Origin of the sequence: Bradyrhizobium sp. LTSPM299, from assembly GCF_000938235.1 — a bacterium.
Taxonomy (GTDB): Bacteria; Pseudomonadota; Alphaproteobacteria; order Rhizobiales; family Xanthobacteraceae; genus Bradyrhizobium.
Genome location: NZ_JYMU01000019.1, coordinates 68,380 through 88,010 on the forward strand (window position 1 = coordinate 68,380; position 19,631 = coordinate 88,010).

Here is a 19,631-nt window from a genome sequence, read left to right on the forward strand (position 1 = left end):
TCCGCTGACGCAGGGTCCCCGAGGCGACGCCACCGCAAGTACGCCAGGATCGCTCGCGCGATTAGGGCTCGGAGTCGCTGCCGATCGAGATCCTGGAGCGCAGATCAGCCTACACCAAAGGATAGTTACCAATTGAGCGGACAATAGGCCAGATGGCCATCCGGCGGTCACACTAAGCGAAAGCCATCCACTTGCCCAAGGCGCCCATAGTCGCGATCGTAGATGACGACGAAGCAGTGCGAGACGCTCTTTCGGATCTCCTACTGGTGCTCGATCTGCCGTGCCGCACGTTCGATCGTGCGGAGGCGTTCATGGCCGAATACGCTCCGGGCAAATTTGACTGCTTGATTACCGATGTAAGCATGCCCGGCCGCAGCGGGCTTGAACTCCAGCAGCGGCTGCATGAACTCGGCTCTTCTATGCCAGTAATCGTCATTACGGCCGACACGAATCCGACAACACGCTTACGCGCCACGAGAGGCGGCGCCCATGCTTTTCTCACAAAGCCAATAAGTGGTGATGAACTCTTTCGTCACCTGCAGTCTGCACTCAACTCTGGGAGTTGCCGAGCCGACACAATGGAAACGCGACGCCCGAATGACTAAAATGATCCCAACGACCACGCCAAGCGGACGCGACATTCCATTCGCCCCCGAATCTCGGCCGGAGCTGGCGGACCATGCTTCGGAGAGCATTATCGTCACCGACATGGGGGGAACCATACTTTATTGGAATGCGGCATCGGAAGTCCTTTATGGTTGGCCGGCAATGGCGGTGGTGGGCCACGCTATCGAACGGCTAGCGTCTGTCGGCATTGGTCACGCCGAACGCCTCCCCTCACTTATGCGCGAAGGGCGCTGGACGGGGATCATTCGTCGCCGCCATCCATCCGGCAGGCAGATCGACGCCAGCGTTCGGCAGATTGTGCGGCATGACGTAGCAGGAACCCCTCTCGATGTGGTGGAATTCGGACGCAACGCCGGAGCGATCTCCGATGCTGCGACCTTGCATTTAGAGGCTGACCCCGAACGCCTTCTAGCGGCATGTTGGGAGCTCGATATTGCGCCTGTTCGCTCTCTCATCGATGAACTCGATGACCTCAAACGCCGCGGCATAATGGTCGACCTCGATCAGCATCCGGAAACAATCGACGAACTGCTGGCAGGGATCCGTATCGTAGCTGTTAACGATCGCGCTGTGCGGATGTTTGGGGCGCTCGCTGGTCCCGACCAGATGATGGGCAAGCCCATTTCATCATTCTGGCCTACCGAAAGCCGCTCAGTGTTGGCCGCAGTGATCGCGGACGCGACAGGAGACCATTCTCGTCATTTCTGCAGCAGCCGCACGCTGATTTCCAATGGAGCAATACGAGATCCCATCATCAGGGCTTGGCCCTCAGACGTGTCGAGACCATTAGAAACTGTCTTTGTTACAGTAAGCGGCTCGTCAGTCGATGACCGCATAGCTTTGGAGCCGCAGGGGAGCCAGAAATGCTACCGCAAACTGATTCAGTATCTTCCCCTTGCCCTTTGGCAAGTCGATTCGCGTGGAACCGGCGAACTGTTCGAGCAGCTAAAGGCAAATGGTGTAATCAATATTACGGGCTACCTTGACGAAAATCCGGACCTCGTCGAACTCGCAAAAGACATTGTACGCGTCACGGAAGTAAATCAAAACGCGACTTCTCTATTTCGTGCCGAGAACGCGGCAGACCTCATACAGCCAGTTCGATACCTCTTTGCGGCCGCGCCTGATCTCGCCAAGCGAGTTATGATTGCCCACTTCGAAGGCAGACGGAATCTAATCGAGCAGACGACGATTCTTGCTCTAGATGGAACCATTATAGACGTTTTGTTCACTGTCACCTATCCAGTACCGCCTGAACAACAGGATACAACTTTCATAACGATACAGGATATTAGCGAGCGATTGAATGCGGAGCAGCAGCTTCGCAAATTGCAGGCTGATTTTTCCCATGCGGGCCGTATCGCGACCCTGGGTGAGCTTGCGACCTCAATCGCACATGAGATCAATCAACCGCTTTCAGCAATCGTAACAAACGGCGAAACGAGCTTGAGGTGGCTGGCACACGCGATTCCAAATGTCGAAAAGGTCACGCAGCTTACGTCGAGGATCGTGTCGAATGCGCGTCGAGCAAGCGAGATTATTCATCGCATACGAGGAATGGCAGCTAGGCGCGAGCCCGAGAAGCATCTAGTCGATCTGAACGAAATCGTTGAAGAGGCGTTGCTATTCATCCATGATGACGTCGATTCCAAGTCAATCTCTCTCGTTACTCAATTTGGTTCTCAACTGCCGCAAGTTTTCGGTGACCGAGTTCAGCTCCAGCAGGTCATTATCAATCTACTTGTCAACAGCGTCCAGGCAATTTCACAGAGTTCAACGCCGACGCGTCGGATCGACGTTCGTACATATATTGACAACGACGGTTCGGTTGCCCTTTCCGTGCTTGATAGTGGTCCGGGAATCGTAGACACGAACATGGAACGCATCTTTGAGAGCTTCTTCAGTACTAAGGAACAAGGGATCGGCATTGGCCTCGCCATTTGCCAGTCTATCATTAGTGCACACGGTGGACGCATCTTGGGTTTAAATATTCCGAATAGCGGCGCGCATTTTCAGTTCAATCTTCCGATCCCAGCATCTGTCGGCAGTTATTTAGGTGTTGGCGACGTAGATCGATAAACATCTGCCTTTTCGCCGGACAACAATAGCCGATAACTATCAAACCGATGGTCATTAGATTTCACCAGCTCCCCAACGTTTCGCCTTCACGACGCCAAGCGTTACCAGCAATCGTAATGTTCATGGGGTCGCTTCCGCCTTTGCGGCGACCGGTCGAGCGCGTGGCGTATGTCCCCCAGTCGTCACTGCGAGTTCAGTGTCGGGTCCTCGTGAGACCCAGATCTAGCAGAAAACTCCCGCTGCCTTCGAATGCAGCGGGACAGTCGTATGTCGGCACGACCAAGTTTGAGATAACAACTCTACCTGGGTAGAACTCTTGGCCCGACCCGCAGCTCCCAAGAAAAGGACTGCAGCTACTTGTTAAACCGAGGCGAAGTAGCGGACGCCGGCGCGTCAGGTGCCCAAATACGAAAACTCAAATTTGCGAACACGCTGAAGCCCTTCGAAATCACTGCTGAGTCTATGCCCGCAATTGGCGTACCACCGGACGCTCGCGCCGACACTTCGTCGAACGCCCAGATGTTCAAGGCAGCTGGGCCGAAGTTGTAGCCTACCAATCCCCCCACAGCCCAGACGTTGTAACGGTTGACATTGACCGCCCCCCCGTAGAAAGCGCTCGAGCTATCACTCCCGACCTGGCCGACATAGTATGCGACTGGTCCGACCGTCCAATTTCCGATTGTCTTGGCGGCTGTAAACTCCGCATGCAATACGTCGCCGCTTCGATAGCCGGTTATCGTGTTCTTCGTGTTGAACTCTTCGAAGACGTTTGCAGTCAGATTCCAACCGTCCTTCAGATACGAGACGATCAGCTCTGGTTGGAAGGTCCACCAAGGGCTTCCCACATTTCCAAGTCCGTTAAAACCGGTTTTCGTTCCGTCCGGCACATACATTCCTAGCCCCGTCTTGACGAAAAAGCCGCTATCTCCAAGCTTCCAACTCAACTCGGCCGGAACAACGTACGTGTTGTGAATACCAGACATCTGCATGTCGACCGGGCTACCCACGCTTGTCATGATAAACGGCTGCACCAAGACGGCTGAATAGGTCGCCCCTAGAAAGTTCCACCCTGGGACGAACAGCAAGCCATTCGCCTCGACCGCCGCTTGGACGCCTGTCTTTGCACCGGAGGGATTCAGCAGTGCTTGCCCCGGTCCGGAAAGATTGGCTTGGTATGTGAACACTTGATTGAAGCTGTAGACGCCGGGTGGCGGATCCCCGGCAGTACCTCCGATAGTCAGGCCAGGCTTCTGCGCCGCTCCCGGATATCCAAATTCAAATGCGTTTGCGATTTGCGTGCTCGCGGCAATAATCAATGTCGCAAGGCTCAAGTGTAAAGGTACTCTCAAAGTCATCTGCCCCTCCAGCTACACGTGGCGGCGCCAACGCCATCACGATGTTATTCGCAAGCGATCGAGATGCCGCATGCGGGAGCATAAAAAGTCAAACTCCGGCGGAGGACAATGTACAAGTGGAATCCATGTCACGTATTTCGCGGATGGTGACGTCGCAGATACAGGGATATCACGCAAGGTACCCCAGCGATTACTCTCAACACATAAGCTACGGTGTCAGTGCTCTGAGTGATCAAAACGAGAGTCTCTGTATTCATTTCAGTCGAAGGCAAACGCCGGGCTTAGGCTCTCCGATGAACTCAACGCCAGCGCCCTCTAGCGCTCGTCGAATCTTTTCTACAGTCCCAAACTGAGCATTGATATCATCAGTCATCCGCTCTATTCGGCGGATAGTCGCGATACCGACGCCTGCGGCAACAGCCAGCTGAAATTGCTCCCACCCAACAAGACAACGCGCGGCTTTGATTTGGCGTGCCCAAACGAGCATTAGCTCACTCCGTACATGCTATCGTTTACGTTCGCAAAACGCACTGCGGAGACGCCGCGTCATTCAACGGAGCCCTCGTTCTCATTCGTGAACCTGGCTCTAAGAGTACAGCAGACACACCCGCGGATCTGGTTCACGGTGGCTCGATCAGTCGAATTCAACGCGCTGCTCGACTGCAGTCGAGTTCGAACCCATGCTTCTGAAGCTGCACCGCGAAATTGATGACATCATGATCGCGACCGCTGCGACCAACAATCTGCAGCCCCGCGGGTGGGGCACCTTTCGTTCGCGGCATTGGTAGCGTCATGGCAGGGTACCCGACAAGGTTGAACGGCACGGTGTAGGCCATTAACGCCTTGCGGATGTCACCGACCCACGATCCAATCCTAACATTGTCCGCTCCGACTAGCGGCGCAGGACACGGGCACGTGGGCAACACGAGGAATTCGATTTGCTCGAATAGGGCTGCTATCTTTAACGTGAATTTGCGCCTTGCTTCTTGGGCGTTGGCAAAATCGTCGATGCTGATTTTTCGCGAGCGCTCAAGTCTGGCAACGGTCCCCATTCCATAGCGATCATTGATTAGCTCTAGTGAACTCCGCGAGAAGTGCACCATTCCTGCTTCTGCCAACACCAGGGTGGCGAAGATAGAGTAGGCCTCGTCGAGGCGAGTATTGATCTCAACAACGTGATGACCTCGACGCAATCTTTCAGTGATTGTTGAAAAATCATTCGCGATGTCGGCATCCACCGGAACATCGCTAGGCATAGCAAGTACGCCAATCGTCCGTCTAACTCTGGAGCCGCCGCTGACGTCATCCAGCGAATCATTCATGGCTAGCGCGCGAGCTAGGATAATGAGATCTTCGGCATTTCGGCAAATTAAACCAACATGGTCGAGCGTGGGAGCGAGCGGAAACACTCCTTCGGTCGGCAGAACACCATACGTTGGCTTGAGGCCGACCACACCACAAAGTGCGGCCGGAATTCGAACCGAGCCTCCAGTATCTGTCCCAATAGCAGCTGGAGCCACACCATAGGCAACTGCAGCGGCCGATCCTCCGCTCGATCCTCCCGGTATTCGGCTTCGATCGGTCGGATTGAGCGTATCACCGAACATCTCGCTGGAGGTCGTGACGCCCCAGGCAAATTCGTGAGTGGTGGTCTTGCCGACGATGATAGCGCCGGCATTCCGTAATCGGCGCACCACTCTCGCGTCGGTCCTGGGGACGTTACCGATGTGAGCAGCAGACCCGTAGCGGGTCTCGAGGCCGGCGGTGTCAATTATATCCTTTACGACTATCGGGATTCCCTCAAGATCTCTCGCCAATCCCTTTGCGTACCTCGAGTCGCTCTCTGCTGCGAAGGTTGCGGCATTTTCATCTATTGCTGCAAACGCATTTAGCTCCGTCGCGCAACGTTTGGCCTTCTCGAGAGAGGCCTCCACCAATTGACGAGAGGTTGTTATACCGGCTTCGAGCTGGGCTCGCATCTCGGTGATGGATGGAGATATCATCCTTGTTCACCATAAGCTTTTTAGCAGAGCATCGAGCTTTCGATCCGCGTCTTCCCCGAGGTCGGCGACTTCCTTCTTGTAATTCGCGCGCAAAAGGTCCGAGATCTCTGGAAGCGCCGAGAGACCCATTTCGAATGATCTCAGCCTATCCGGTAGTCCTAAGTGCGACACGAGCCCTTCTATTTTCGCTGCAAGCGTCGCTCCCGGATTGGATTCGCCTGGTGAGTTGAACATGCGAAGCTTATCGCCGTAACGCCCCTCGCAAGAGCGGATGACCGGCGCAAGCGTTATGCATGACGTAACGCTATGTGGAAATCCAAACGTCCCGCCCAGAATGTGACCGATCCGATGGCTGAGCCCATAGATTACGGATGCCGGGTAGAAGTAGCATTGCCACGCTGCCAACTGGAGCTGGAGCAGATCATCTAGACTGACTGCCCCTTCCTCGACGGCTTCTTTCGTCTCTAGCTTGCTCGGCCAGCGGCCCAGCACATCGAAAAATTTGCTTGCCCCGGCCGCGGCCATAATGGCATGCGGATGGTCAATGTCCACCTGACGCATGCCTTCGATGGCGTGATCAAGCCCCTTGATAGCGGACGATAGCAGCAATGCGCGCGGTGTATTGGTAAGAAGACTCGGATCCATCAATACAATCTTCGGAACGGTAGCGCGCTCGGCGTAGCTCCTTTTGAATGGCCGCAAGCCCGATGTTTCGGTAACTCCGAAATAGTGTGAGAACTCGGAGCCGGAAAGAGTAGTCGGCAGAGCAACGATCGGAAGATAGCGTCCTTGGCGAAGTCGGTGGAAATGTGAGACCGCCTTGGCGGCGTCCAGGACGGAACCGCCGCCATAAGCGATGATCGAGCGCGCACCTGTTAGAATGCACCGACCGAGCGCGCTCTCGATGGCGGTGTCGGGAGCGTGTGGCGGGAAGTCCGAAATGACTCCCGAGACATCGTTGAGGTGCGGTAGAATGTCACGGTTAGTTGAGAGCAGAAGCGGCTCAACCGTGAAAATCATCGGTCGCTCGAAACCATCCTCGCGTAGCTCCCGAAGGGTTGGTTCCACGATTCCGTGCCCCCACCGCAGCGTGTCCTGCGGCAAGCACCGCAGGACACCACCGTTGCTCGCGGGTTGTGGCTTCAACACGAGGCGGGCTCCGTCAGTTCGGGGGGATTGGCGTCGGAGCTGGACGTAGTGCGATGTGTCGCTCTATCTCGATGCGCCGGTCTTCGAAATCGGGCGGTAAGCAAAGCTTGGTCCCGAGCTCCTCGAGGGGTTCGTCGATAGTGAGTTGGGTGGGTGTAGAAAGGGCACATATGTGCCCATCCGGGTCCCGGAAGTAGAAGAGCTTGCTGTAGAGAGAATCATAAACGTCCGAAACCTTCACTTCGGCTCGTTTCAAGCGCTCGTGCTCGTGAGCAAGGGCCGCATCGTTCTCCACTTCGAGAGCAAAATGGTGTGAGAGTCCGGTACCCAAACGTCCTGTAGAGTACCCGGGCAACCCAAAGAAGGTCAGCACCGAACCCGGTGACAGGTCATCGTCGCAAGCATAATAGTAGTGCGTACCTCCCCGCTCATCCAGATAGTCCGTCTTTTTGATCAGGCGCAGTCCGACGGTGTCGACGAAGAATTTCTCAGTCCGCTCGGCGTTCGACGAGATCGAGGTGATATGATGAAAGCCGCGCAGCGCAAAGTCGTCCGTGACAGTCGGAACAGGACGGGGCCAAGTTTCGGAGGCCGTCTGCACCTCGTCACGACCGCCGATTAAATTTTCCTTCGGCTGGGCACGGAATCCAGACCCAAGAACCGCCTCATCGTGTCCAAATCCAGGCTCGGTGGTAGCAATCTCGATGATCGCTCCATCGGGATCACGAAGGTAGACCGCGTGGAAGTAGTGGCGATTATACGGCCCGGTGACGTGCACACCCATGTCGGTCAGCCTTCGCTTCCACTTCAAAAGGCCGTTTCTAGTTGGAACGTGAAGCGCAAGATGATGGTTTGTCCCGGCCCCCCAACGCCCCTTCGGGTCTCCAACACGCGGCGAGGCGACCCCGGCAGCAGTCGCTTTTTGATCTACGAAACCAACATCTGGCATCATGTAGAAGATGGGATTCCACTCGATGTAGCTGATCGTGTGTCCACGCTTGCGCTCGCCTTTGAATGCTTGGAATCCGAAAGTTACGATCGGTAGTCGCGGGTCCAAATGATGAACGGTCCGCTTAACGACAGGCAGACCAAGAAGTACAGAATAAAAGTGTTCAACTCTTCCAAGATTTGCGGCCACAAATACTTGGTTGTTGACTCCGCTAACGATCATTTTATTCATTTTCTTGCCTTCGCGATTGCGAGCCGCTGAAGCCGCTCTACCTTTCGCGAGGATGGCAGCGTCATAGAGGGACAGGAAGATACCTGCCCAAAGACGTAGCGTTCAATTTATTGGACAGGAACGAAGGCGGTTTAGCTGGGCCGCTTGTTCGATGGCGTTGAATGGGGGTCTTCTACCGGCGCCGGCTCGAACGCAGTCACGCGAGGTATCTCCCGCGCAAGAAAGTCGACCAGGGACCTCACCGCAGGAAGTAGGCCGCGCTTATACGGTATGAGAGCCGAGAGGCGCGCGTCTGCTGCGATCCAGCGTGGAAGAATTTGCTTCAACTTTCCCGCAGCAATGTCATCTCGACAAATATACCCTGGCAATGCGACGATGCCTAAATTGGCACAAGCGGATTCCTTCAGTGCAACCAGATTATTGCTCTGAAAGCGTGGCGTTGTCTGCACGATACACCTACGCTCGTTCGGTCCCGTCAATACCAAATTGGACGAGCCGCTCCTTGCTATAGAGATGGTGTCGTGTTGGGCGATCTCCTCGGGTGTCGCGGGAGCACCTCTGGTGTCCAAGTATCCGGGACCTGCGAACAAGTACCAGGGCGCGCGTGCGATGGCCCGTTGAACAAGCGACGAATTCTGCAAAGGCGCAGTATGGCCGCGTAACGCCAGATCAAAGCCGTCGGCGACGATATCGACCAAGGTATCGGTAGTAATCGCTACAATCTGAACCTTCGGATGCTTTTGTAAGAATACCGGTATCAAGTCCTTTAATGCGAACTGGGCAATTTCGACAGCCGTCGTCATCCTGATGACGCCACTGGGCTCCGTCGCGCGCTGGCGCACCGCCTCCTCCGCAACTTCCGCCGTCTGCAACAGCGTCTGCGCGTAGTGGTAGAACTGCGTTCCTACTTCAGTCATACCAAAGCGGCGCGACGTTCTATTGAGCAAAGTCACGCCCAGACTGCCCTCAAGCTCTCTTATCCGATGGCTCAAGGTGGACTTCGGAAGGCCTAATGATCTGCTCGCAGAGGTGAAGCCCCCTCTGTCAACCACCTGCACAAAATAGAAGACATCCTTGAGATCGAGCATGAATGTACGATGGCCAATTCTGACTAAGAACCGAAGGTTGCTATAGCGTCGAGCCATCCCCTAAAGATGCAGGTTGGTAAGATATTCTAGACGCTTGCAGTTTTTATCTCAACAGGCGCGGTTTTCCGGCTTGTCTGACGGCAGCGATGGCTCGTAATTTGCTTCGCACCGGAAGACCACAGGAGGGCGCTATGCTTCGTCTTTACGACAGCCTGCTTTCTGGAAATTCTTGGAAAGTTCGAATCCTACTTTCGCAGCTGAACCTCGAATACGAGCGGGTTACGCTGGACCTGGTCCGAGGTGACACTCATGAACCAGATTTTCGCAGAATCAGTCGGTTCTCAAGAATCCCAGCGCTGATGTTGGAGGACGGTCGCACCATCGTGGAATCAGGCGCAATATTAATGCGTTTAGCTGAAGGAACGCCCCTTCTCCCTGACGACAGCTACGCGCGCACCGAGGTCCTCAGCTGGCTCTTCTTTGAACAGGCGGATCTTCAGAAAGCCATTGCGATCCCACGCGTCTACAATCTTCGGGGCCAAGCGTTAGAGATGGCGGACGAAATCGTCTACCGGCACAAGGACGGATACCACGCTCTCAATCACCTGGAGAATTGGATTGGATCTCGAGACTGGCTAGTGGGAGATGGCTACACAATCGCCGATACCGCGGTCTTTGCATATGTGTCTTTGGCTGCGGAGGGCGGATACGAGATGGATCGATATCCAGGCATCGTCGGATGGTTGAACCGTGTCCGAGCAACTAGCGGCTGGGTACCGCTTATCGAAAAGCAGTCTCGCTCGACATAAGCCGTACCCAGCCCGATGATTAGACGTCAATGAACTTTGCGAATGTCTCCGGCTCGACCTTATCGAGCGTCATGTTGTTCTCAGGCAGGCTATTGTCAGCATAGCCCATACACATTCCGGCTACCACCAAGTCACTTTCGGGAATTCCCAACTCTTTGCGCAGCACCGGATATTGCAGTGACCAAATCTGTTGAGGGCATGTATCGAGCCCTCGCCCCTTGGCGGCTAACATAATCGTTTGAAGGAAGATGCCGTAGCAAAGAAAACTCGCCGGGACCAGCCGCCGATCCATCGTGAAAATAAGACCGACAGGAGCGTCGAAGAACATGAATTGTCGCGCAACGTCACGACGACGGCCGACCTTGTCGCTTCTTTCTACACCCTGCGCGTCGCCTAACTGGCCGCGAAATTTAGTGAAGGTTGTCAAGTATGGCTCATGAAGAGGCTCCGGGAAAAACGGATATTCCGGCGCCATGGTTTCGTGATCGCGGTTGAAGGCCTGGACGGCAGCGGCAACTACCCGTTCGCGACCCTTGCCGGTTAGTACGTGGCATCGCCAGGGTTGAGTATTGCTCGAGCTAGGGGCGAACTTAGAGATTGAGAGGATATCTTTGACAAGACCGATGGGGACAGGTTTGTTCGTGAAGCCACGTTTAGTCCGACGACCTTTGATAAGCTCGTCGATGTAGAGTGGACTCTCTTCGCCTTCTGCAACTTGCCGCTGCGCTTCTCGTGTCATTACATCCCCCGGGGTTAAGAACCATGATCAAATGGACCGCATAACCCATCTTCAGGGTTCGAAGGCTGGCTAGGGAAGTGGCTCATCTTCGAACGAAACGTTCGTCAGATTTGAACGATGTGAGCGTTCGTCCGAGGCATAGTCGGTATTTGTCAAAGAAAGCAAAGGGTTGAGATGGAACGTACCAACTGTCTCAGTGAGGACGAACGATACCCCATATTGCGATAGTCCAAAACTGACGCGCCGCACGTCAAAGCGCGACTTGGCCGGCGTATTTCGTCTCTGCCGGCAAAACGGGTGATTTCCTAACGTTGCTTGGTCGTTGAACCGACGGGCGAGAGCATAGTTTGCCATCAAGACAGGTGAACGAATGATCGGGTAATTTTCCGACCAATTGAGCCCTTAAGCGGCCTTCTCTACCTTCGATGCACAATTCCGTTGTCCCTTCACAAGGAAGAGCCGCCGACTCAAATACTGCTTCCGAGATTATAGCCAAGCATTCAAACGCCTTGGTCATACTTTGTAGTCGTGCCGCGACATTTATGACATCACCGAGAGCTGTGAATTTTGAGTCGATTTCGTCTCCCATTGCTCCGACGATTGCCAAGCCCGCGTGCACGCCGACGCCATACCGGATTGGCTCGACAAAATCGGCCGCGAGCCACCGATTTAGACTCTCGACTTGTTCTCTAATCGCATCGATCGCCCGCAACGCGTTTCTGGACGCGCCTTCCCGGTCCTGATTCAGGCCAAATAGAGCCATCAGGCCATCTCCTAGAAGCTGATTGACATCACCGCCAGAGGCCCGAACGGCCTGACCAACCGCGCTGAGAAATCGATTGATGACGAAGACAGTGTCGAAGGGCAACCGAGATTCGGCGAGCCGCGTGGATCCGCGCATATCAACAAACATTGCGACCACGAAACGCTCTTCACCGAACTGCTCACGATCACGCATCGCTCCTTGACGAAGCTTAGAAGGCGAACAGAGCGGAGCAACCGTGATTTCGCACTCAGGGCGAAACTGGCAGGCTAATCGAATTCCGGCGTGAGCGCCGATCCGTCCTAAGACCGCGAGCTCGGATGGCTCTGGTGCCGGTGCACTGCAGCCTCCTAAACCATCGATGACCCTAACTCTACATGTCGAACATCGACCTCGACCGCCACAAACGCTCTCATGCGGGATATTGTGCAGCCTGCTTGCCTCCAAGACGCTAGTCCCTTTTCGAATCTTGATGATACGCCCGTTTGGGTAGTTTAGGCGGATGGTTCCTGTCTTCATGTTTGCAAGCGAACGAATCCCTCGGAACACGAACACCGAGCCGAGCATTGCGCCGTAGGTGAGTAGCAGGGAATCCCGAATGGCAAGAAGGCGCTCTATTTGATACGCCCAACCGACCCTATCAGGGCCCAGGTTGATTTCACGCCAGAGAGCGTTCTGAGACAAAGCGTTCACCGCCCGCCCGCCTTCCACATAGCCTATCAGCGCCAAGGTCGGCAGCAGAACCGCGACGGAGAGCAACCAAGGCTCGACTCTACTGAACCACGGCTTCATTCGAAGCCAATAATACATTCCAAAACAACCGTGCGCCCACGTGACACCAAGTGCCGTAAGCTGGATTGCTCCAGCAGCCGGATCTTGGGTCCATAAATAGTAGAGTAGCTGGGTATACCCCTTTTCCAATCCCTCGACACTCGTCGCCATACGGCTAGCGACGACGTGGCTCATAAGTAACGCGGGGATTGCGATTCCGAGTATAAGCTGGGTCAACTCTCCTCGCGAACCATGAAATGATTTGCGGTCGTAGAGAGCATAAAGTCCGAGCAGAAGGTGACAAAGAAGCGAGCCATAAAGAACGGATAGACCGACCGGATTACGCCATATGAGCGACACTGCGGCTAAACCCAGCTCCATTGCCTCGAGCGAGATAATTCCAAGAGCATGGTTCACCAAGTGCGTGGACACGTACGCGAACAGTATTAGCCCTGTGTAGAGACGGATTTGTCTGAGAGTCATTGCCTGTCTTGATGTCCCCGGAGTTCGTTTGATTCAAATTGATTGACCCAGTGCAACTCGGTGCAAGAGCTACTCGCAACCGGCCCGAGCTTGTCCGCATTTGTGCGTTGAAGTTTTTCTCGCCAGACACGGCAAGAGTCGAACGCATGAGAAGTCCTCCGATCAGTTCAACTCATCACGACCAGCTAGACACTTGAGGGATTCCTCTCCTGCTCAACGGAAAGTCGCCTATATATCGGTGAGACCCAGACGGCAGCCATACGATGGGGGGTGAGAGAGTAGGAAACATCAGAAGCAGCGTGGTAAGTGAGATCGTTTTCAAGTTTATCAGAGGTCGGCGCATAGTCATGTTCCCCGCTAATCTGTCTAAGTCCGCGTGGCCAATGACGTCCGGCACGCATTTGCAAAATCGCCGGCTCTTTCGCTTCTCCGGCGGCATGGCAACTGGCTTAAGCTAGAAGAGGGATGACAGATGGTCGACCGACCAATGGAGCAGTCCGATTATACGGAGGCATAGGATTTAGATTCGCTTGTCTATTTCGATCTCTGGACGGCGCTCACATTTATCCCTTGTGGATACGACCCGTGCTGGGCGCGTTCTCCGCGTCGCAGGTTAGGCTTATGGAGGTGCGCACAGACTGCTCGGCCATCGTCGCGGCTTTTGCGATGCAAGCCGTTGTCGCCGGCGCCATCGCGTCAAAGCAAATGTCAGGCGGTCAAACAACGTGGGTGTTAGTAGCCAAGACGCGTTGTTCCAGTTGATCGCGCTTAACGCTACACCAAAGTGAAGGGTATATTTTTGTGCTTGTACGCGGCGCCAGGTTTACCGCTACTGGAATCCGCTGTCCGTTCAGCAGCAGCTGCTGTTGTAAATGTGAGCGTTCGCGCAAGGGATTTGCTTGGCGAACACGTGTCGTCGCCGCTTCCTTTTTCCGAAGCTGGGCGTCAATGCGCTAGTTGGAAGCACAACGGTGGAACCCGCTTCGCGACGCGCCTGACCGGAGCAAGAGACCACGGCAACCACCCAGGCAATGCCGCCTCAAGCCTACCAGCCAAAATCTAAGTTTCTGCCGTACGCATTTCTGACGGTAAAGTTTCCCACACTCTAACCAAGTGAGCCACCGAGGAGGTGCCCATCTTTTTCATAGCGTTGGAGCGATGCAGCTTCACCGTGATTTCGCTGATGCCAAGTTCGTACGCGATTTGCTTGTTCAATTTCCCATTCACAACCAGATTCAACACTTGTTTCTCTCGGCTGGTCAACGCCTTCAGGAGGGAGATGCCTTTTTGAACCTTGGCATTTTCTGCTCGTCGAACTATATCGCCGTCGATTGCAGCCGCCACCGCATCCAGCAAGGTTTGGTCCCTGACTGGCTTTATTAAAAAATCGGTAGCGCCGGCCTTCATCGCCTGAACGGTCATGGGGACATCCCCAAAAGCAGTCAGGAACACGATCGGGATAGCACAACCATCGGCACGGAGTTGGTTCTGCAAGTCCAGTCCGCTGGAACCTGGGAGTCTCACATCGAGAACCAGGCAGGCAGGCCTGTCGGGAGGCATTTGTTCAAGGACCTCTCGCGTCGAGGCGAAAGCCTGCGCCTCAAATCCTACCGACAGAAAGAGTTCGCTTAAAGCTTCGCGGACTTCCTGGTCATCGTCGACCACGAGAACAAGCGGGCTTTGTTCCTTGGGGTTCGCGTCAACGCCCGTATCGACGTTCGTCATTCCGGCATTGCGCAGGGGCATACGTTACACATAACTTCAAGACTGCGCCTCCACACAGGTCCAAGACCGAACTAGATCAATGTACCAAACGCATCATGCCGGCTAATTGATGGGCGCACCGATGCAACTCACAAGTTCGGCTATCGGTTCGCTATCGGCAAAGGGCTTATTGAGGAAGGGCGCTATTTCAGTATCTGCCGATTTCACTCACAGTGATCGACGGAAGCGCGATCTTAGGCATCTTTAAGCAGATGATGTCGCCGATCTCGCCTCGCACTTCGATTCCTATTCTGAAGTATTTAATCAAGCTATTGATTTAATTACGATTTCTGGCGCACCAATCAACGCGCCGTCGAACAATTCGATGCTCGCAACATTGAAGATGTGCTTCGCGCCGTCCGCCATTTCTGGAGCTATGCGCCCGACACATTTCGTCGGGCGCTAGCCACCAATACAACGGCCGCGTTCAATTGATCGAAGAAACGCGCATGAGCCCCCCTAGTCGACCGAACGATTGACGTCCTCCTGCTACTTGGGTCCTCGCAAATTCAATAGCCCCCTACTGCATATTAGACGAACTGAACGGCGACGCCGCCGAGGGGGCCGAAATCTGCATGGAAGGAGTCGCTCTTTTCTGCGAACGCAACTCGCGTAAACGAACCCGTGAGGACGATGTGACCGGGCTCCATTGTTATGCCTTGTGCCCCGAGCTTGTTAGCCAACCATGCCACGCCAAGAGCGGGATGCCCGAGAACGCCGGCGGCCAGTCCCGTCTCTTCAATCTCGGCATTACGGTATAAAATGCATCCGGCCCAGCGAAGGTCGATATCGTTCGGGCGTACCGGTCGTCCGCCTAGCACAACGCTCGCGGCGGCGCCGTTGTCGGAGATCGTATCGAATATACGCCGTGGGTCCTGAACGCGGGCGTCCACGATTTCAATAGCCGGGACGACGTATTCGGTGGCGCGGAGGGCATCGACCACTCCCACGCCAGGCCCCTTAAGCGGCGCGCCCAGCACAAATGCCAATTCTACTTCGACGCGTGGAACGCAATAGGCGGCGCGCTTCGCCTTGCCGCCATCCGAGATCATCATATGATCGTGCAGGTAGCCGTAATCGGGCTCATCGATTTGAGACGACCGTTGCATCGCCTTCGATGTTAGTCCTACCTTATAGCCGACAAGCTTTGCCCCGCCATCGAGCTTGCGTCGGTTAACCTCCGCCGAAATCGCATACGCATCCTCAAACGAGATGTTGGGAAAGGTCGTCGAGAGCTGGGTCGTCTGCTTTCGTGCTTGTTCGGCGGCAATCAGAATATCCGCCGCCTTCTTATGGTCGGTGATGCTCAACATTTGCGGTTCTTCCTCAGCATTGCGCTGCGCAGTATTTCAAATCGTGTGCATGTCTTCGGGATTCCGTTGCGTGTGTCGCCTCTAGGCTTCCGCGACGCAATCGATCTCCAAAAGGAACTCCTTCCGCGGCAGGCGCGCTTCGATCGTCGTCCGGGCCGGCCACTGCGACGGTTCAGAGCCGAAAAACTCCTTGTAAATCTCATTCATCTCGTCGAAATCGGCGCGGCGATCCAGATAGATGTTGACCTTGGCGATCTTGTCGACCGAGCTCCCGGCATATTCGAGCGCTGCCTTGACGCTCTTCAGTGCATTTCGCATCTGCGCGGCGAAATCGCCCGAAGGGATTTTTGTATTCTCGTCATATCCTGGAAAGCCGGAAACAAAGATCAGGTTGCCAATCCGAACGGCATTGGAATGCGGCGACTTCGATCGTGGAAGCGCCGGATTGTTAAAAATAGTGCGGGCCATGAGGCGTATCCTTCGTTTATGTGTTATCTCTTTCGGAGTTGCGCGACGAGTTGCAATGAGATCGTGTTATTCATTTCTCGACGACCCGTCCGGTCTCACGCTTATTATTTGGTTCCGCTCTCGTCCGCACCGACGCGCCATATGGTCGGTATTTTCCGGTTCTGATTCTCAGACCATTTCTTCCATGCAGCCTGCACTTTCGCGAGGTCCTCCTCGATGTTCACGACTAGAAACTCGCCGCGAAATTCAAGATTTCCGGCTTCGTCGTACCATTCCAACGCATCTACCTCACCGGGCTGCCGATAACGTTCAATCACCAGGCCAATGCAGCCTTCGGGCCGCTGCGGCGAATGACGAACATGCGAAGGAAGAAGGTACATCTCGCCTTCCTTGACGATCACTTGGCTGCGCTTTCGAGTTACAGGGTCGATGAGATTGAGGGTCGCATCGCCACGCAGCTGAATGAATAGCTCCTCGCCCGGATCGTCATGGTAGTCCGGTCGGTAGTTTGGACCGCCGACCATCATCACCAGGAGATTCTGCCAATCGCCTTTCCAAAATTGGCGATTGCCGATCGGCGGCCTAAGGGTAGCCTTGTTCGACTCGATCCAGTCGTCAAGGTTAATGGGACCATTCTTGAGCGGGCTCTGCATGTTGGTCTTCCTGATAGCTAGACGAGGTCATCCACAGCGAGTAACCCTTGATGTGGAGCAAGACACGCTTGCGAGAGCCAAAGGGTCTTGTTGAGAACCCGTCGGTGCGACCGGAAGCGCGTGATATTGACGGTTGAAGTAGACAAGCGAATCTCGCAAAGCGTCGAGGCGAACCGAAGCGACCCTTCCAAACAGTATTGTGTGCGTGCCGCATTCCTGGATGTCGGATATTGTGCAATCAAGAGCTCCTACCGCATCCCGCAAGGCGGGTGCTCCGGTAACCAAGGTGTCCCATCTGTCTTGGGCGAACCGATCTGCCATACTGATGCCGGTCTGACCGGCGAACACAGCTGACAGGTCTTCCTGGCCGGCTCCGAGGACGTTCACGCAGAAGACGCCGTTGCTCTTGAAGACCGCATTCATTAGGCTGGTGCGGTTGAGACAGGCGAGGATGGTCGCTGGATCATCGGTCACGGAACAAACTGCGGTGCAAGTAAAACCGCATCGTCCCGCCGCGCCCTCGGTAGTGACGACCGATACTGCCGCACCAAACTGCGCCATGATATTTCGAAACGCTACGCGATCGATTTGCATGACCCTCTCCTGTTTAGCTGACCAAGGATCGAGACGTCGTCGTTGCTGTGATACGCAGGATCCAGCCAGCCATTTTCGTCATAATCGGCCATGCAGGACGCAGCCAACGCTTCCATTGAGCCCAATGCACCTGATCCCTTCGCCTGCATGAGGGCCTGCATACGGATCGCCTCGTGATTACCTGCGTAGTTGCGTTCATAGAGTTCATGACGACTCCCGAATTCGGAGCCGATCGCGTCCCAGAGCGCCTTCATAATCTTGATGCGTTCCTTGTAGTCGATGCCATTTGAGCCGCGCGCGTACAAAGCCAGATATTTGTCGAGTTCCGGACTTCTGAAATCGAGTGAACTGGATGGCAGGTAGATCAAACCAGAGGCGACAATCTGTTGGATGATCGACCGAACCGCCGGATAGGCTTCCGTCGCGAATATCCGATAAGCCGTACACGCCGTGATATTGGGGAGAAAGGCATCACCAACCCATTTGTCGGGAGTGCCGGCCATAGCGTCAGTCAACGCCCAGAACAGATTCCGCCAGCCGACGATCTCCCCGAGCTGCACCTGGACGCCGCGAAATTCGTCAGTTCCGCACGCCCGCAGAGCTTTGGAAACAAGGCCGACCAAAAACTCGAGCTTAACGGCGAGACGCGTGCAGCCCTGGAAAGTGTATCCATTCAAAAAGCCGGATTGAGGGTAAAATTTCTTGAGCATCCCGATGTCGCGATGTACGAAAACGTTTTCCCAAGGAATGAATGCGTTATCAAAGATGAAAATTGCGTCATTCTCGTCGAAACGACTGGTCAGTGGGTAGTCGAAAGGCGATCCTGTTGCTGCAGCGGTCAACTCATAAGATGGTCGGCAAATCAACTTGATGCCGGGTGTGTTCATCTGCACCATGAACATCACTGCGAGACTATCGTCGGTGATCTCGGCGGCCATATTCTGGCCAAGGAAGTTGTAATGCGTCAGCGCCGATGAAGTTGCCACGACTTTTGCGCCTGAAACATAGATTCCGGCATCGGTCTCCTTTTGGATGCTGACGTAAACGTCCTTCACATCATCGGCCGACTTGTTCCGATCGATCGGCGGATTGGCCAGCGTGTGATTGATGAATGGAACGGCTTCCTGTGCTCGGGCATACCAAGCACGTGCATTCGGCGCGAACTTACCATAAAACTCGGCATTGGCGCCGAGGGTGTTTGTAAAGCTCGCCTTGTAGTCCGGGCTTCGTCCCATCCATCCATATGTAAGACGCGACCAGGCCGCCATTGCGTCCCGTTGAGCGAGAAGATCTTCGCGCGACCTAGCATACTTGAAAAATCGATGCGTATATCCCCCAGACCCCGTATCTGTCTCTGTCGTGAGAACGCTCTTCAATTTCTCGTCATGGAGGGCATCATAGAGCTTAGCAATGGAGACGGCCGAATTGCGAAAAGCGGGATGAACGGTCACGTCCTTGACGCGCTCTCCATAGATCCACACTTCGCGACCATCGCGCAATGACTCGAGATATTCGGCGCCAGTGAACGGCCGTTTCAATCCCTTAATTGTATCTTCAGGTCTAGCACTCATCGATGTTCCCTTCCAAAGGCTATTGAAGCGCCTGCCTCTAACATTTGCTGACCAGCTCCTCGAAGCAACAACCACTTCGCCGAAAACGCTTATACCCGTTCATGCCGCAATCTGCGGCTTTGACCCCTGTCAAGATTCGGCAAATAGACCTCGAGGCGGCGCGGCTTTTGACCGGTACCGATTGAACTAAGATCAATGGCAGTCGTTCTGGATTCGATCCAA

At 54.8% G+C, this 19,631-nt stretch carries 17 protein-coding genes; 3 read left to right on the forward strand and 14 right to left on the reverse strand.

Going from position 1 to position 19,631, the window contains the following annotated elements:
• The first annotated feature begins 266 nt into the window (after positions 1-266).
• Both UP10_RS46625 and UP10_RS42560 read left to right on the forward strand, forming a co-directional pair.
• Entirely contained in the window at positions 267-605 is a 339-nt protein-coding gene (locus tag UP10_RS46625; RefSeq protein WP_502692181.1) for a response regulator transcription factor, read from the forward strand.
• Complete coding sequence (locus UP10_RS42560) at positions 598-2,706, forward strand: PAS domain-containing sensor histidine kinase (protein WP_197086797.1); 2,109 nt, start codon at positions 598-600, stop codon at positions 2,704-2,706. Before UP10_RS46625 ends, UP10_RS42560 begins: the two co-directional genes overlap by 8 nt.
• 353 nt (positions 2,707-3,059) lie before the next feature.
• On the opposite strand, the gene UP10_RS13295 is transcribed toward UP10_RS42560, so the two are convergent.
• The 6 genes from UP10_RS13295 to UP10_RS13320 all read right to left on the reverse strand — a co-directional run bounded on the left by UP10_RS13295 (position 3,060) and on the right by UP10_RS13320 (position 9,481).
• Complete coding sequence (locus tag UP10_RS13295; RefSeq protein ID WP_082077084.1) at positions 3,060-4,061, reverse strand: SphA family protein; 1,002 nt, start codon at positions 4,059-4,061, stop codon at positions 3,060-3,062.
• A 253-nt stretch (positions 4,062-4,314) separates the two neighbouring features.
• On the reverse strand, positions 4,315-4,548 hold the full coding sequence (locus UP10_RS42960; RefSeq protein WP_044587784.1) for a helix-turn-helix domain-containing protein: 234 nt from the start codon (positions 4,546-4,548) through the stop codon (positions 4,315-4,317).
• Between the two features lie 157 nt (positions 4,549-4,705).
• Complete coding sequence (locus UP10_RS13305; RefSeq protein WP_044587785.1) at positions 4,706-6,064, reverse strand: amidase; 1,359 nt, start codon at positions 6,062-6,064, stop codon at positions 4,706-4,708.
• Positions 6,065-6,070: 6 nt separating this feature from the next.
• Positions 6,071-7,213, reverse strand: a complete 1,143-nt coding sequence (locus tag UP10_RS13310) for an iron-containing alcohol dehydrogenase (protein ID WP_197086798.1) — start codon at positions 7,211-7,213, stop codon at positions 6,071-6,073.
• Positions 7,214-7,226: 13 nt separating this feature from the next.
• The gene (locus UP10_RS42045; protein ID WP_082077085.1) at positions 7,227-8,393 is read right to left on the reverse strand and encodes a VOC family protein; all 1,167 of its coding nucleotides are present in this window, start codon (positions 8,391-8,393) and stop codon (positions 7,227-7,229) included.
• A gap of 131 nt (positions 8,394-8,524) precedes the next feature.
• Entirely contained in the window at positions 8,525-9,481 is a 957-nt protein-coding gene (locus tag UP10_RS13320; protein ID WP_044587786.1) for a LysR substrate-binding domain-containing protein, read from the reverse strand.
• Between the two features lie 191 nt (positions 9,482-9,672).
• On the opposite strand from UP10_RS13320, the gene UP10_RS13325 reads away from it, so the two are divergent.
• Positions 9,673-10,290 (forward strand): glutathione S-transferase family protein, encoded by a 618-nt coding sequence (locus UP10_RS13325; RefSeq protein ID WP_044587787.1) that lies wholly within the window; start codon positions 9,673-9,675, stop codon positions 10,288-10,290.
• 19 nt (positions 10,291-10,309) lie between these two features.
• On the opposite strand, the gene UP10_RS13330 is transcribed toward UP10_RS13325, so the two are convergent.
• The 8 genes from UP10_RS13330 to UP10_RS13360 form a co-directional block, all read right to left on the reverse strand.
• Entirely contained in the window at positions 10,310-11,029 is a 720-nt protein-coding gene (locus tag UP10_RS13330) for a nitroreductase (RefSeq protein WP_044587788.1), read from the reverse strand.
• 250 nt (positions 11,030-11,279) lie between these two features.
• Entirely contained in the window at positions 11,280-12,980 is a 1,701-nt protein-coding gene (locus UP10_RS13335) for an adenylate/guanylate cyclase domain-containing protein (RefSeq protein ID WP_245321731.1), read from the reverse strand.
• Positions 12,981-14,105: 1,125 nt separating this feature from the next.
• Positions 14,106-14,771, reverse strand: a complete 666-nt coding sequence (locus tag UP10_RS13340; RefSeq protein WP_044587789.1) for a response regulator transcription factor — start codon at positions 14,769-14,771, stop codon at positions 14,106-14,108.
• 569 nt (positions 14,772-15,340) lie between these two features.
• Positions 15,341-16,123: a fumarylacetoacetate hydrolase family protein gene (locus tag UP10_RS13345; protein ID WP_044587790.1), complete on the reverse strand. Its 783-nt coding sequence runs from the start codon at positions 16,121-16,123 to the stop codon at positions 15,341-15,343.
• An 81-nt stretch (positions 16,124-16,204) separates the two neighbouring features.
• Complete coding sequence (locus UP10_RS13350) at positions 16,205-16,591, reverse strand: RidA family protein (RefSeq protein ID WP_044587791.1); 387 nt, start codon at positions 16,589-16,591, stop codon at positions 16,205-16,207.
• A 104-nt stretch (positions 16,592-16,695) separates the two neighbouring features.
• Positions 16,696-17,244 carry a 3-hydroxyanthranilate 3,4-dioxygenase gene (nbaC, locus tag UP10_RS13355; RefSeq protein ID WP_044587792.1) on the reverse strand — a complete coding sequence of 183 codons (549 nt, stop codon included), beginning with the start codon at positions 17,242-17,244 and terminating at the stop codon, positions 16,696-16,698.
• Between the two features lie 27 nt (positions 17,245-17,271).
• Positions 17,272-17,838, reverse strand: coding sequence for a flavin reductase (locus UP10_RS42965; RefSeq protein ID WP_082077087.1), 567 nt, complete (start codon positions 17,836-17,838; stop codon positions 17,272-17,274).
• On the reverse strand, positions 17,820-19,409 hold the full coding sequence (locus UP10_RS13360) for a 4-hydroxyphenylacetate 3-hydroxylase N-terminal domain-containing protein (RefSeq protein ID WP_044587793.1): 1,590 nt from the start codon (positions 19,407-19,409) through the stop codon (positions 17,820-17,822). The genes UP10_RS42965 and UP10_RS13360 overlap by 19 nt, the downstream gene beginning before the upstream one ends.
• Between the last annotated feature and the right edge of the window lie 222 nt (positions 19,410-19,631).

What these genes read in the sequence shown, in the direction of transcription:
- UP10_RS42560 (WP_197086797.1), top strand. Translation starts at nt 598, where the DNA reads ATGACTAAAATGATCCCAACGACCACGCCAAGCGGACGCGACATTCCA.
- UP10_RS13295 (WP_082077084.1), bottom strand. Translation starts at nt 4,061, where the DNA reads ATGACTTTGAGAGTACCTTTACACTTGAGCCTTGCGACATTGATTATT.
- UP10_RS42960 (WP_044587784.1), bottom strand. Translation starts at nt 4,548, where the DNA reads ATGCTCGTTTGGGCACGCCAAATCAAAGCCGCGCGTTGTCTTGTTGGG.
- UP10_RS13305 (WP_044587785.1), bottom strand. Translation starts at nt 6,064, where the DNA reads ATGATATCTCCATCCATCACCGAGATGCGAGCCCAGCTCGAAGCCGGT.
- UP10_RS42045 (WP_082077085.1), bottom strand. Translation starts at nt 8,393, where the DNA reads ATGAATAAAATGATCGTTAGCGGAGTCAACAACCAAGTATTTGTGGCC.
- UP10_RS13320 (WP_044587786.1), bottom strand. Translation starts at nt 9,481, where the DNA reads ATGCTCGATCTCAAGGATGTCTTCTATTTTGTGCAGGTGGTTGACAGA.
- UP10_RS13325 (WP_044587787.1), top strand. Translation starts at nt 9,673, where the DNA reads ATGCTTCGTCTTTACGACAGCCTGCTTTCTGGAAATTCTTGGAAAGTT.
- UP10_RS13330 (WP_044587788.1), bottom strand. Translation starts at nt 11,029, where the DNA reads ATGACACGAGAAGCGCAGCGGCAAGTTGCAGAAGGCGAAGAGAGTCCA.
- UP10_RS13340 (WP_044587789.1), bottom strand. Translation starts at nt 14,771, where the DNA reads ATGACGAACGTCGATACGGGCGTTGACGCGAACCCCAAGGAACAAAGC.
- UP10_RS13345 (WP_044587790.1), bottom strand. Translation starts at nt 16,123, where the DNA reads ATGTTGAGCATCACCGACCATAAGAAGGCGGCGGATATTCTGATTGCC.
- UP10_RS13350 (WP_044587791.1), bottom strand. Translation starts at nt 16,591, where the DNA reads ATGGCCCGCACTATTTTTAACAATCCGGCGCTTCCACGATCGAAGTCG.
- nbaC (WP_044587792.1), bottom strand. Translation starts at nt 17,244, where the DNA reads ATGCAGAGCCCGCTCAAGAATGGTCCCATTAACCTTGACGACTGGATC.
- UP10_RS42965 (WP_082077087.1), bottom strand. Translation starts at nt 17,838, where the DNA reads ATGCAAATCGATCGCGTAGCGTTTCGAAATATCATGGCGCAGTTTGGT.
- UP10_RS13360 (WP_044587793.1), bottom strand. Translation starts at nt 19,409, where the DNA reads ATGAGTGCTAGACCTGAAGATACAATTAAGGGATTGAAACGGCCGTTC.